The organism is Candidatus Omnitrophota bacterium (genome assembly GCA_025453395.1).
Lineage (GTDB): Bacteria > Omnitrophota > Gorgyraeia > Gygaellales > Profunditerraquicolaceae > JAlOQK01.
The window spans coordinates 133,833-148,144 of sequence record JALOQK010000001.1 but is presented as its reverse complement, the minus strand read 5'-3'; the positions used below and the strand labels follow the sequence as shown (position 1 = coordinate 148,144).

Here is a 14,312-nt window from a genome sequence, read left to right as displayed (position 1 = left end):
CGGTAGAATGTTTTTCTTACTTGTATTCTAAGATAAAGGTAGGCACAGTGTTGTGCTTTTAGCTTTAGATTAAGTGAACATAGGCGTTCATTTTGGCAGGTATCTGTTAAGCCAGAATGAGCGCCTTTTTTATAATAACCGGTGATTAAACTTTAGGCAAAATGCTTACCATAATAATTACCGAAGATGAATTAAAGATCAAAGATGCGATTTCGCGCCTTCTTAAGCATGAAGGTTATGCCATGGATGAAGGGATTTCCAGGGATAACGTGATAAGGATCGTAAAGAAAGATAATATCCGGGATTTAGCTTTTATAAAAGACAAGATTATTGCATTAGAGGATTCTTTGTACGACCAGAAACGCGGTGAATTATATAAATCGGTTTTAGAGGCGATTGAAAAACCGTTAATCGAGCATACATTGGAGCGCACTGAAGGCAATCAATTAAAGGCGGCGAAGATCTTAGGTATTAACAGAAATACTATGCGCGCGAAGATTAAGAAATTAAACATAAGCTTACAGGCATGCAAAACAATATATTAAAGAAAATAAATAACTTCACCGAATACGGCCTATACGACGCGCGTTTTGAGCACGACGCCTGCGGGGTGGGTTTTATTTGCGATATCAAGGGCGTAAAAACAAACTCTCTTGTCCAGCAGGCCCTGCAGATCCTAAATCACCTGTCGCATCGAGGCGCTACCGGAGCAGACCCCCGGACAGGCGACGGAGCGGGTATTCTTATCCAGATGCCGGATGATTTCTGCAGGAAGAAAGCCGGTGAAAATAAAATTAAGCTTCCCGCTTATGGAAGATACGCAAGCGGGTTGGTATTTTTGCCGCAGAACCAAAGGGACAGGCAGTTTGTCAAAGATGTTTTCGCTAAAGTTGCCGCAGAAGAAAAACAGGATATTTTGGGCTGGAGAAGCGTTCCGGTAGATAATTCATGCATTGGAAAGACTGCGCAAAAGAACCGCCCGGGCATTGAGCAAATCTTTATCAGTTGTTCAGATGACATAAAAGACCAGCTGGCTTTTGAGAGAAGGCTATATGTTATCCGCAAGAAAATAGAAAATATTGTTAGAGCCTCAGAGATTAAAGAAAAATCATTTTTTTATATTACCAATCTTTCCAGCCGTACCTTTTCTTATAAAGGGCTTTTAATGCCTGAGCAAATGGATAAGTTTTTTCTGGATTTTAAGGACAAAAGCTTGAAAAGCGCGTTGTGCCTGGTGCATTCCCGTTACAGCACCAATACTTTCCCGTCTTGGGAATTGGCGCAACCATTCCGATATTTGGCTCATAACGGAGAAATAAATACTTTAAGAGGCAATATTAATTGGATGCGCGCCAGAGAGGGGTTTTTAAAAAGCGCGGTATGGGGAAAGAATTTAGAAGAAATTCTTCCGGTTATTGCGCCCGGAGGAAGCGATTCCGCGGCCATAGATAATATTTTTGAACTTCTTCTTCTATCCGGCAGGCCGCCAGAGCAGGTGATGATGATGCTTATTCCCGCGGCCTGGCAGCAGGATAAGCTTATGGATAAAAATTTAAAAGATTTCTATAAATATCATGCCTGCATTATGGAGTCATGGGATGGCCCGGCGGCAATAGCCTTTACTGATGGAGATTGCGTAGGAGCAAGTTTAGATAGGAATGGTTTGCGTCCGGCAAGATACCTTGTTACTAAGGATGGTATTGTGGTGATGGCTTCTGAGGCAGGGGTTTTGGACATTGCGCAGGAGAATATCGCTTATTCCGGCAGGCTTGAGCCAGGGAAGATGCTTTTTATTGATACTGTTAAACAAAAGATCATTCCTGATGAACAAATCAAGAATAATATTGCCGCGAAAAATCCTTATAGTAAATGGCTAGAGCAAAATATGATGGATCTGGAAGATATCCCAAGTTGTGGATATAATAGGCAGGAAGATGATTATCTTAAATTATTGAAGGCCTTTGGCTATACCCGCGAGGATATCAATATTATTATTAAACCGATGGCGGAAACTTCTCAGGAGCCAATTGGTTCTATGGGCAATGACGCCTCCCACGCGGTTTTTTCCCATAGGCCCCAAAGCTTATATACTTATTTCAAGCAGCTATTTGCTCAAGTTACTAACCCCGCCATTGATCCTATTCGCGAAGAATTGGTAATGAGTTTAGAAACATATTTAGGCCCAGAGAAGAACCTGCTTGAGGAAACCTCCCAGGCCTGCCATAAGCTTAAGGTCAAAAGGCCGGTTCTTACCAATGAAGAATTAGATAAGATAGTTAATATTAACGCTTCTGGTTTTCGCTCTAAGAAAATTTCGCTTCTTTTTAAGCCTGCAGACCAAAACGATTTTGTGAATGCCTTAGATAGAATCTGCCGGGAAGCTGGCGAGAGCATAAAAGAAGGATTTACTTTTATTGTTTTAAGCGATAGAGGCGTGGATAATCACAACGCCAGTATTCCAGCGCTGTTGGCCTGTTCAGCAGTGCATCAGTATTTGGTGCGTTTAGCGCTTCGCACCCAGACAAGCATTATTGTAGAATGCGCTGACGCGCGCGAAGTGCATCATTTCGCGCTTCTTTTTGGTTACGGCGCGGATTGTGTGAATCCGTATCTAGCCTATGAAGCTATTAACGCGCTTATCAAGGAGAAAGAAATCAGCCTTGATTTCTCCAGGGCGACAGGCAATTATATTAAGGCAGTGGATAAAGGCATATTAAAGATCCTTTCCAAGATGGGGATCTCTACTTTGCAAAGTTATAGAGGAGCTCAGATATTTGAGGCTTTGGGATTAGGCAAAGATATTATTGATAAATATTTTACTGGCACAGTTTCTCGTATTGAGGGGGCCAGTTTAGAGGTTATCCAAAAAGAAACTTCTTTAAGGCACCAAGCCGCATTCTTAGGCCAAAATACCCAGAATACTGTGGATTTAGAAGCAGGGGGCGCCTATAAATGGCGCAAAGACGCAGAAGCCCATCTTTGGAATCCGGAAACTATTTCTCTTTTACAAGACGCCACGCGCTTGGGGGATTATGAAAGATACAAACAATTTGCCGGGCTTATAAATTGTCAAAAAGAGCAGCCGGTAACTTTGCGTTCATGTTTTAAGTTTAAAAGCACAAATTCTATCCCCCTAAAAGAAGTAGAGCCGGTAGAGGAAATTATGAAGAGATTTGCCACTGGGGCTATGAGTTTTGGCTCTATAAGCCGCGGCACTCATGAGACGCTTGCTTTGGCAATGAACCGCCTGGGCGGGCGTTCCAATACAGGCGAAGGCGGCGAGGACCCAGCGCGTTTTAAGCCGCTTGCTAACGGAGACTCTAAAAGAAGCAGTATCAAGCAAGTTGCCTCGGGCAGATTCGGAGTAACTACAAATTATTTAGTTAATGCTGATGAGCTGCAGATTAAAATTGCTCAAGGAGCTAAGCCCGGAGAGGGCGGGCAATTGCCGGGGCATAAGGTAAGTGTAATTATTGCCAAGACCCGTTATACAACGCCCGGAGTAACTTTAATTTCTCCTCCGCCGCATCACGACATTTATTCTATTGAAGACTTAGCTCAGCTTATTTTTGACCTTAAGAACACTAATCCGGATGCGCGCATAAGCGTGAAACTTGTTTCAGAAATAGGCGTAGGCACAATTGCCGCGGGGGTTGCCAAGGGGCACGCGGATATGATACTTATTTCAGGCGGCGATGGCGGGACAGGGGCGTCACCTTTAAGCTCCATTAAGCACGCTGGCATGCCTTGGGAATTGGGCCTTGCAGAAACGCATCAGAGCTTGCTTTTGAATGACCTAAGAAATAGGGTGCGTCTTCAGGCTGATGGACAGATGCGTACCGGCCGTGATGTGGCTGTTGCCGCGCTTTTAGGCGCCGAGGAATATGGTTTTTGCACAGCAGCGCTAATTGTTTTGGGTTGCGCAATGCTGCGCCATTGTCATTTAAATAATTGTTCTTTAGGGGTTGCCACGCAGGATGAATTATTGGAAGCGCGTTTTCGCGGGAAGCAAGAGCATGTGGAAAATTATTTTCGTTTTGTGGCAAATGAATTAAGAGAAATTATGGCAGCTTTAGGATTTAGAAAGTTAGAGGAGATGGTCGGCAGAAGCGATCTTTTAGAGACTGACACCGATATCTTGCCATGGAAGGCAAAGGGTGTTGATTTCTCGCGGATTTTCTTTTTCCCGGAAACAAGCTCTTCTCAAAGGGCATGCACCATGAAGCAAGACCATCCGATAAAAGACATACTGGATTTACAATTAATAGACGCTTGCTCGGGCATATTTATAAATAAGAAATCGGTAAAATTGGAATTCCCGATCTTTAATACCAACCGCACAACAGGGGCGATGTTAAGCGGTAAGATCTGTAAGGCCTTCGGCGAAGAGGGGCTTGCCGAAGACACAATACAAATCAAGTTTAAGGGGGTCGCCGGACAGAGTTTTGCCGCCTGGCTTTGTTCAGGGGTGACTTTTGAGCTTGAAGGCATGGCCAATGATTATGTCGGAAAAGGTATCTCTGGAGGAAAGGTCATTATTTATCCGAATACGAAAACTGATTATAACCCGCAAGATAACATTGTCATCGGTAATACCAGTTTTTACGGAGCGATAAACGGCCAGGCCTATATTTTAGGTAAGGCCGGGGAGCGTTTTTGCATCCGTAATTCCGGGCTTTACGCGGTTGTGGAAGGCGTGGGAGACCATGCCTGCGAGTATATGACCGGAGGACGAGTTGTGGTTTTGGGCGAAACTGGAAGGAATTTTGGCGCAGGCATGTCTGGAGGCATTGCCTATGTTTACCTTGCGCGTAATTTCCAGGAAAAGTGCAATATGGAGATGGTGGCATTAGAAAATCTGGAAAACGAAGATTTGGTGACCATCCGTAATCTTTTGGTAAATCACCATCGTTATACCAAAAGCCTTAAGGCGAAAGAAATATTAGATGATTTTAATTCTTTATCCAGGAATTTTATTAAGATTATGCCGCTTGAGTATAAACGTGTATTAGGACCAAGAAGAACAAAAGATTCAAATAATTTAGACGAGGCTTCCGATGGGTAGAAAGCGTAAAGCGAAAAACTACAGCGTAAAATTTAAAACGTTTTTAATTTTGAATTATGGTTTTACCTGCCTGCCGGCAGGCAGGCACTTTTCACTTTAAATTTTAAGTTACGGAGTTTAATTATGGGGGATGTCAGAGGATTTCTTAAAGTCAAGCGTTTAAAGCCCAAATACCGTCCGGTATGTGAAAGAGTAAAAGACTACTCTGATGTGGCGGTTTTGCCTGCGCCCCAAGATTCACAAGAACAGGCTTCGCGTTGTATGGATTGCGCAGTTGCTTTTTGTCATTGGGGATGCCCCATAGGCAATGTTATCCCGGAATGGAATGATCTGGTCTTTCATGGGCATTGGGAAAAGGCCTTTCGGCTTTTAGCCTCTACGAATAATTTACCTGAAATAACCGGCAGGCTTTGCCCGGCCCTGTGCGAATCAGCCTGCGTTTTAGGGATTAACGACGACGCGGTAACCATAAGAGAGAATGAACTTGCGATTATAGAATACGCATTTAATAACGGCTTAGTTAAGCCGCGTAAATTGATTAAAAGGACTACCAAGAAGATAGCAGTTATTGGTTCAGGGCCTTCGGGATTAGCTTGCGCGGACCAATTAAACCAGATGGGCCACATGGTAAATGTGTTTGAGAAAGATAAGGCTGTGGGCGGGATCTTGCGTTACGGCATACCAGATTTTAAACTGGAGAAAAATATTATTGATCGCAGAATAAATATTCTGGAGCAGGAAGGGATTAGATTTATTACCGGAACAGAGGCTGGCAAAGATTATTCATTAGATAAATTAAAAAATGATTTTGACGCGATTTGTCTTTGTATGGGGTCCCGGGTCCCCCGGGATTTAAAAATAGAAGGCCGCGATCTAAAGGGAATTCACTTTGCCATGGATTATTTAATTCAGTCCAACATAAGAGCTTCCGGTGGGGTTATCTCTGAAAAAGAAGCTATCGACGCGCGGGGAAAGAAAGTGGTTGTTATAGGGGGAGGAGACACCGGCTCAGACTGCGTGGGTACTGCTTGCCGTCAAGGCGCCTCTTGTGTCACGCAAATTGAAGTTATGCCTAAGCCTTCGGAATCAAGGACCTGTGATTTCCCTTGGCCAGTGCATCCGTTGCTTTTAAAAACTACTACCAGCCACGAAGAAACGGGAGAGCGTAAGTGGGCAGTATTAACCAAGAGATTTAATGGTAGTAATGGTTTTGTGAAATCTATATCTTGCGTAGAAGCCTGTTTTGAGAAAGATTCCAAGGGTTGTATGTTGATCAAAGAAAAACAGGGCACGGAATTTGTCCTTGAGGCGGACTTGGTGATCTTGGCTATTGGATTCTTGCATACCCAGCATAAAGGCCTTGTTTCGGATTTATCTCTGGAATTGGACTTGAAGGGCAACATCAAAACCGATGACAGGTTTATGACTTCTGTGAAGGGTGTTTTTTCCTGTGGTGATATGCGCCGCGGGCAATCTTTAATTGTCTGGGCGATTGCCGAAGGAAGAAACGCCGCCGAATCTATAGGCCGGTATTTGAAAGCTTAAAGCTTTATTCCTCTGGAAATATCCCGCGTTTAATGTATAATATTACCAATCTAAGCTTGAAAGGGTAGAAGATAATGATAAAGAAATCGCCGTTTTTGATTTTTATCATAATTTTAATAGTGTGTTCTTTCGTCTATATATCTATTGTTTGCGATGATGAGAATACACAAGAACAGTTTTGCAGTGCCGGGGTAGATACTATATCTATGCCGGGAATTTTATCTTGGGCCGGAGGATTCTACCGCATTGCTTATAAGGATCCTTCTGTCAAGAGCCTGCTTATCGCCTATATCGCCCAACACGAGAAATCTCCCCCATTTCTATACGCATAAATAATTGCAATTTATAATTTTAATCTAATAATAGGAGATAAAATGAAAAAGATATCCTTAATTATTGCCGTATTTTTTATATCGCTGATGGTGGTTTCCGCTTTCGCGCAGGCTAAACAAGGCAAGAAAAGCGCGGTTGTCTTAGAAACAACTATCGGAACAGTTACCTCGGTTGATAAAGTAAAGAAAGAAATTGTGATTAAAGATGATAAAACAGGGCAAGACAAGGTTTTTACGGTCAGTGAAAAACAAGCGTCTTCCATTAAGGTGGGAGAAAATGTTAAGGTAAAAGCAAAAGCAGGCAGCAGTGCCGCGGAAACTGTTAGAGCCGTTAACCCAGGATCAAAGAATAAATAAAATTAACGAATTCAAAAAAAGGAGAACTTTCATGAAGAAATTACTTTCTTTCGCAATTGTGGCTTTGTCGGTTAGTTCAGTTTGTTTCGCGCAACAGGCGCCCGTAGCCGTTAAACAGGCAAGCCGCCCTGCAGTACAGGCAAAAATGCTTACCGGTAAGATTGATACGGTTACTCCAGCAGATTCCGCAAAAGGGATAAAGGCTCAGTTTGTAATTGTTGATGAAGCTGGCAACAAAGCGGCTTTTGTGGTATCAAATTCCGCGGTAGTGCAAAGTACTGAAGCAGCGGTTGTTGGTTTAGACAAACTTGTTAAAGACCAGAAAGTGCAAGTTAAGTATCATGAAACAACCGAAGGGATAAAGGAAGCCACCTTGGTTGTTTTAGTAAAGTAATTTTTGTTTAGTCATGGGTAAATGGCTGGCGGGGTTAAATCCGCCGGCCATTTACCAAGCTATTTAAAAGAAGATAATATGGCCAAAGGCATTAATAAAACCCAGAATTGGAATTTTGATTATGTAAGTTCTTCCTGTGAGGCGCTTCTTAAGAACCTGGAAACCTCGCAGCAAGGATTAACCGAAGAAGAGGCGCAAAAACGCCTTGAAGATTATGGCTTTAATGAGCCGGTTAAGAAAAAGAAACGTACGATTGTTATCCAGATCCTCTCCAAGTTTTTTAACCCCCTTGTTATAGTGCTTTTAATCATTGCCGGATTTTCTCTTTTCTTTGGGGAAAAGATAAGCGCTGTTATCGTTATAGCCATGGCAGTTATGAGCGTTCTTTTGTCTTTTATCCAGGAATATAAGGCAGGCAAAGAGGCTGAACGCTTAAGTGAAATGGTGCGCGCGACTGCCACGGTTTACCGCAACGGCAAGCCTAAGGAAATAAAAATCAAAGAAATTGTCCCGGGGGATATAGTTGACCTTTTTGCTGGAGACATGATCCCGGCAGATTTAAGGATTGTTTCCTGCAAGGATCTTTTTATTAATCAGTCAGCCTTAACCGGAGAATCTTTTCCGGTAGAGAAGACATTCGAACCGGTAATTACTAAAAGTTCTTCGGTTCAAGAACTTTCTAATATTGCTTTTATGGGTACATCAGTTTTAAGCGGGACTGCCTTGGGGGTTGTGGTTAAGACAGGGCTAAACACCCAGTTTGGAGCGATTTCCCGAAGACTGGCGTCTATGGTTATTGAAAGCGCTTTTGATAAAGGCATCCGCAGTTTTACGTGGCTGATGATCCGTTTTATGTTAGTCCTGGTGGCGATTGTTTTTACCATTAATGCCTATTCTAAAGGAAACGTTGTGCAGGCTTTAATGTTCGCCCTTTCTGTGGCAGTCGGGCTTACCCCGGAGATGCTTCCGATGTTGGTTGCGCTTAATCTTTCTAAAGGCGCCATCTCGATGTCAAAAAAAGATGTTATTGTCAAACGGCTAAACGCAATCCAGAATTTCGGGGCCATGGATGTTCTTTGCACTGACAAAACCGGGACACTTACGCTTGATAAAATTATTATTGAGCATCATTGCGATGTGGTGCGTAAAGAAGACGATGATGTCTTAAGGTTCGCCTATATTAATAGCTGCTATCAAACAGGGCTTAAGAATATTCTGGACCGCGCTATCCTTAAACATGAGAAGCTTCTGGTAAAAGATTACAAGAAGGTTGACGAGGTTCCCTTTGATTTTTCCCGCAGGCTTATGTCAGTAGTAGTGGATATGGATAATAAACATAGGCTTATTTCTAAGGGCGCGCCCGAGGAAATATATAAACGTTGTTCTAGTTTTGAGCTGGATGGCGAGATTCTGGATTTGGGCCAAGGAGATTTGGTATTAACTGAATTGAGAAAAGAGTACGATAATTTGGGTAAAGAAGGGTTCAGGGTTTTGGCAGTAGCCTATAAGGATTTTGAAAAGCTTCAAGACAGGTATTCCAAAGATGATGAGCAGGGCTTAATTCTCAAAGGTTATATTGCTTTTTTGGATCCGCCTAAGTCTTCCACCAAAAAGACAATTGAGACCTTAAAGAGCTTAGGCATAGATTTTAAAGTCTTAACCGGTGATAATGAGCTGGTAACTAAGAAAATATGCGCTGATGTGGGATTGGACATAAAGGGGCTTGCGACAGGGGATCAGGTTGAGAAAGCAAGCGATTCTGAACTGCGGGAACTTGTTAAGGGCACAACTATCTTTGCGCGCCTGGCGCCGTTACAGAAAGAGCGGGTTATCCATGCCCTTCATGATAATAAGCATATTGTGGGGTATCTGGGAGACGGGATCAACGACGCCGCGGCTTTAAAAGCGGCTGACGTAGGTATTTCTGTTAACAACGCGGTAGATATTGCCAAGGAATCAGCCGATATAATTCTTCTCAAGAAGAGTTTGATGGTTTTAGGTGACGGGGTGATTGAGGGCAGAAAGACTTTCGGTAACATTTTGAAATATATAAAAATGGGCTCAAGCTCTAATTTCGGCAATATGTTCAGTATGGTTGGCGCAAGCATCTTTTTGCCGTTTTTGCCCATGCTTCCTTTGCAAATTCTTTTGAATAACTTTCTGTATGACCTCTCGCAGATTGCTATCCCATCGGATGAGGTTGATAAAGAGTATCTTTTAAAGTCAAGGGCATGGAACGTGAACTATATTAAGAGATTTATGGTTTTTATCGGCCCGGTAAGCTCATTTTTTGATTATATAACCTTCGGGACTTTATGGTTTATCTTCCACGCCAACGCAGCATTCTTCCAGACCGGATGGTTTCTGGAATCTCTTTGCACGCAGACATTGGTAATTCATGTTATACGCACGGGAAAAATCCCTTTTGCAGAAAGTAGACCTAGCCAGTTCCTGATATTTACTTCTATTTATATTGTGACAATAGGTTTGATACTTCCATTTATTCCGCTTGGGAAATATTTTGGTTTTGTGGCGCCTGCGCCAACCTATTTTATTGCCCTATTAATTATTGTAGCAGGTTACTTGTTTACGGTGCAAGCTGTTAAGGGTTGGTTTATTAACAGGTATGGATATGAATAAATTGTCCTCTGGAGCTTGACATTTGTCTAGGGCAGTGCTATATTAATACTTAAGAAGAGGCTCAAGGGCGAGTTTCTTAAAAGATTATAAAACAGCGGCGTTTGGTGGCCGAAGTATCGGCGCTAAACGTTTTTTTATTTCCCGACGCCCCTATTTATATTAGAACGAAAGTTCTGGGGGTCGGGATTCCGCCCCTGAATATTAATACAAATAATCAGGGGGCTTCATTTACGAGACAATTATGGCTAAATATATTTTCATTACGGGCGGGGTGATTTCAAGCTTAGGCAAAGGCATTACTTCTGCTTCTATCGGCAAGATCTTGGAATCAAGGGGTTTAAAAGTAACCCTGATGAAGTTTGATCCCTATCTTAATGTTGACCCTGGGACCATGAATCCCTATCAACACGGAGAGGTCTATGTTACCGATGATGCCGCGGAAACAGACCTGGATCTGGGGCATTACGAGCGTTTTACCTCATCAACGATTACGAAATTTAATAATGTGACTACGGGCCAAATTTATAGCGCGGTAATAGGCCGTGAAAGAAAAGGGGATTATTTAGGCAAAACCGTGCAGGTTATCCCGCATATTACCGATGAAATAAAACAAAGGATTAAGAAAGTTGCCGAGGTTTCAGGCGCGGACATAGTATTGGTAGAAATTGGCGGAACAGTCGGAGACATCGAAAGCCTGCCATTTTTAGAAGCAGCGCGGCAATTTCGCTTGGATGCCGGAAGCAATAACTGTCTTTATATACATCTTACGCTTGTTCCTTATATTAAGGCTGCCGGTGAAATTAAAACCAAACCCACCCAGCACAGCGTCGGCACCTTAAGAGAAATCGGCATCCAGCCGGATATATTAGTTTGCCGTACGGAGAAAACTATTTCTGATGAGGTAAAAGAAAAAATCTCGCTTTTTTGCAGTATTCGTAAAGAAGCGGTTATTGAGGCAAAAGACGTGGAATCCATTTATCAATTGCCGCTTGTTTTTAAACAACAGATTTTGGATGAGATAATCCTAAGCCATTTTGGCCTTATTTCCAAGATGTCTGACCTTGAGGCTTGGAAAGAAAACGTAGTAGAGAGGGTCATCCATCCCAAAGAGAAAGTCAAGATTGCCTTTGTGGGAAAATATATTACTTTGCAGGATGCCTATAAATCTGTTTATGAAGCCTTAATCCACGCTGGTATTGCCAATGATGCCAAGGTAGAGATAGAAAAGGTTGATTCTGAAGAGATAGAGAAGTATGGCGCAGAGAAGTTGCTGTCTGGGGTATCCGGCATACTTGTCCCTGGAGGTTTTGGTAATCGCGGGATAGAGGGTAAGATTAAGGCAATACAATTTGCCAGAGAAAATAAAATACCATTTTTAGGCTTATGTTTGGGGATGCAGTGCGCAGTTATAGAATTTGCCCGGCATGCCTGCGGGATGAAGCAGGCAAACTCCACGGAGTTTAATAAAAACACCAAATATCCGGTTGTAAGCTTATTGGAAGAACAAAAAAGCTTATCTGGTTTGGGCGGGACTATGCGCTTAGGAGCTTATCCTTGTAGGATTAAAGCTGGCAGCTTGGCGCGCAATATCTACAAGAAAGAAATTATTTCTGAAAGGCATCGCCATCGCTATGAGTTCAATAACAAATATAAAAAGGCGCTTCAAGATAAAGGCATGGTTTTTTCCGGAACATTCCCCAAGAGTGATTTAGTAGAAATTGTAGAATTGAAGGATCATCCGTATTTTATCGCTGTGCAATTCCATCCGGAGTTTCAATCCAAGCCGGACAAGCCGCATCCGTTGTTTAGCAGGTTTATCAAATCCGCGTTTTTAAAATCTGTTAGCCCTTAGGTTTCCATGGTATTATGTAGAAAAAGGGCCCATCAGATGAATAAAGAAGAAATCTTTTCTTTTCTAAATTCCGACAAGAAGCACGATATTGATCAATTATTTTCTCGCGCGGATCAAGCGCGCAAGGATTTTGTGGGGGATGCAATACACTTGCGCGGGATCATTGAATTTTCCAATTACTGCAAGAGAAATTGCGCTTATTGCGGTTTAAGAAGAGATAACAAAAATCTTAAGCGCTACCGCATGGATTATCCGGAAATCTTCAGGCACGCTATTAAAGCCAAAGATTTAAAAATTCCTACAGTTGTTTTGCAGTCCGGGGAAGACCCTTGGTATAAAATAGATAAGCTTTGTGCTTTAATTAGGGAAATAAAGAAATTGGGGTTGGTTGTTACTTTATCTATCGGCGAGTGTTCTTACGCAGACTATAAGAAATTGCGTAAAGCCGGCGCAGACAGGTATTTGCTAAGGTTTGAAACATCTGACCCGAAACTCTACAAAAAATTAAAGCCCGGGTGTTTGTTGTCTACGAGGCTTTCTTGTTTGAAGAATCTAAAAAGGTTAGGTTTTGAAACCGGATCCGGAGTTATGGTGGGTTTGCCCGGGCAAACTGATGAAAGTTTGGCCGATGATATCATGCTTTTTAAGAAGTTTAAATTGGACATGATCGGCGTAGGGCCTTTTATCCCGCATCCTCACACGCCTTTAGCAAGAAATAAAACCGGAACACTGGAAAAAGTCTTGAAGGTATTGGCTTTAACTAGAATTGTTACCAAGAACACAAATATTCCGGCAACTACTGCTGTTGGGACAATTGACGCCTTGGGCAGGCAAAAGGCATTAGCCTGCGGAGCGAATGTTTTAATGCCCAATATTACTGACGCTAAATACAGAAAGCTCTACCAGATCTATCCGGATAAGATTTGTATTAGTGAAGATGCGCTTCGTTGCCGCGGATGCGTAGAGAAAATGGCGCGCGCCTTGGGCCGCACAATTGTTTCCGGAGCTAATTTATGAAAAAAAAGAAAGTATTAGCCGCCTTAAGCGGAGGAGTAGATTCCACAATCGCCGCGTATTTGCTTAAAGAACAGGGGTATGATGTAAAAGGCATCACCATGAAAATCTGGGATGATGCTTCATCTTCGGGGGATTTTATAAAAAGCGGATGTTACGGCCCTGGCGAAGGCAAAGATATTTTGGACGCGCAAAAAGCTGCCGAAAAAATTGGAATTCCGCATTATGTAGTAAATCTCAAGGATGAATATAAAAAGTTAGTCTTAGGGTATTTCTCAAAAGAATATTTATCCGGTAAAACCCCTAATCCCTGCATTGTTTGTAATCAGAAGATCAAATTCGGGTTATTACTGGATAAGGCGGATAAGCTGGGGATTGATTTTGATTTATTCGCTACCGGGCATTACGCGCGTATAGAGTTTGACCGGAAAACTAAAAGGTATTTACTTAAGAAAAGCCTTGATCCAGAAAAAGATCAGACCTATTTTCTCTATCGCTTGAAACAACAGCAGCTTAGAAAAACAATATTTCCGCTGGGCGGGTTTCTCAAGAAACAGGTCAAGAAGCTGGCCATGGAAATCGGCCTTAAGGATTTTGTAGAGAAACCGGAAAGCCAGGATTTCTACGAAGGCGATGATTTTTCGGCTTTTTTCCCAAAGAATAAGATTTACCCGGGTGAAATTGTGGATACTTCAGGAAAAGTAATCGGCAAGCACAGGGGGATCGTTTATTATACTATTGGGCAGCGCAAAGGTTTGAATATCGGAGGCCTAAAAGAGCCCTTTTATGTTGTGGGGCTTGATGCCTGTAAAAATAAAGTAATTGCCGGCAAAAAAGACGAACTTTTTTCCCGCTTTTTGATTGCTAAAGATGTCAATTGGATCTCTAATTTAAAACTGCCCAGTAAGATAAAAGCTAAAGCCAAATTACGTTTTCGCCATCCAGAACAGCCTTGCACGGTTATTGCGCAAGATAAAAATATGGCAAGGGTTGTTTTTGACAAGCCGCAGATGTCTATTACCCCCGGACAGTCAGTTGTTTTTTACCTGCGGGATTCGGTTTTAGGGGGAGGGATTATTGAAAAAGCCCGCCAATGATATGCCTTTACAAAGC

The 14,312-nt window shown here is 42.4% G+C and carries 10 protein-coding genes; all 10 read left to right on the top strand.

All coding sequences use genetic code 11. The annotated features are described in order from the left end of the window. Nucleotides 1–161 precede the first annotated feature (161 nt). The 10 genes from MUF05_00755 (at nt 162) to mnmA (ending at nt 14,296) form a co-directional block, all read left to right on the top strand. Nucleotides 162–545 carry a hypothetical protein gene (locus MUF05_00755; protein ID MCU0665615.1) on the top strand — a complete coding sequence of 128 codons (384 nt, stop codon included), beginning with the start codon at nt 162–164 and terminating at the stop codon, nt 543–545. After that, nucleotides 527–5,065, top strand: a complete 4,539-nt coding sequence (gene gltB, locus MUF05_00750; GenBank protein MCU0665614.1) for a glutamate synthase large subunit — start codon at nt 527–529, stop codon at nt 5,063–5,065. The genes MUF05_00755 and gltB overlap by 19 nt, the downstream gene beginning before the upstream one ends. A gap of 123 nt (nt 5,066–5,188) precedes the next feature. Continuing rightward, a complete protein-coding gene (locus MUF05_00745) occupies nt 5,189–6,610 on the top strand; it encodes a glutamate synthase subunit beta (protein MCU0665613.1) in 1,422 nt (473 codons plus the stop codon). Between the two features lie 74 nt (nt 6,611–6,684). Next, nucleotides 6,685–6,942, top strand: coding sequence for a hypothetical protein (locus MUF05_00740; GenBank protein ID MCU0665612.1), 258 nt, complete (start codon nt 6,685–6,687; stop codon nt 6,940–6,942). Between the two features lie 42 nt (nt 6,943–6,984). Then, nucleotides 6,985–7,299, top strand: a complete 315-nt coding sequence (locus tag MUF05_00735) for a hypothetical protein (GenBank protein ID MCU0665611.1) — start codon at nt 6,985–6,987, stop codon at nt 7,297–7,299. Nucleotides 7,300–7,330: 31 nt separating this feature from the next. Continuing rightward, nucleotides 7,331–7,693: a hypothetical protein gene (locus MUF05_00730; protein MCU0665610.1), complete on the top strand. Its 363-nt coding sequence runs from the start codon at nt 7,331–7,333 to the stop codon at nt 7,691–7,693. A 21-nt stretch (nt 7,694–7,714) separates the two neighbouring features. Continuing rightward, complete coding sequence (gene mgtA / locus MUF05_00725) at nt 7,715–10,333, top strand: magnesium-translocating P-type ATPase (GenBank protein ID MCU0665609.1); 2,619 nt, start codon at nt 7,715–7,717, stop codon at nt 10,331–10,333. A gap of 241 nt (nt 10,334–10,574) precedes the next feature. After that, complete coding sequence (locus MUF05_00720) at nt 10,575–12,185, top strand: CTP synthase (GenBank protein ID MCU0665608.1); 1,611 nt, start codon at nt 10,575–10,577, stop codon at nt 12,183–12,185. A gap of 36 nt (nt 12,186–12,221) precedes the next feature. After that, nucleotides 12,222–13,202 carry a [FeFe] hydrogenase H-cluster radical SAM maturase HydE gene (hydE, locus tag MUF05_00715; protein MCU0665607.1) on the top strand — a complete coding sequence of 327 codons (981 nt, stop codon included), beginning with the start codon at nt 12,222–12,224 and terminating at the stop codon, nt 13,200–13,202. Next, complete coding sequence (gene mnmA / locus MUF05_00710) at nt 13,199–14,296, top strand: tRNA 2-thiouridine(34) synthase MnmA (protein MCU0665606.1); 1,098 nt, start codon at nt 13,199–13,201, stop codon at nt 14,294–14,296. The genes hydE and mnmA overlap by 4 nt, the downstream gene beginning before the upstream one ends. Nucleotides 14,297–14,312 lie beyond the last annotated feature (16 nt).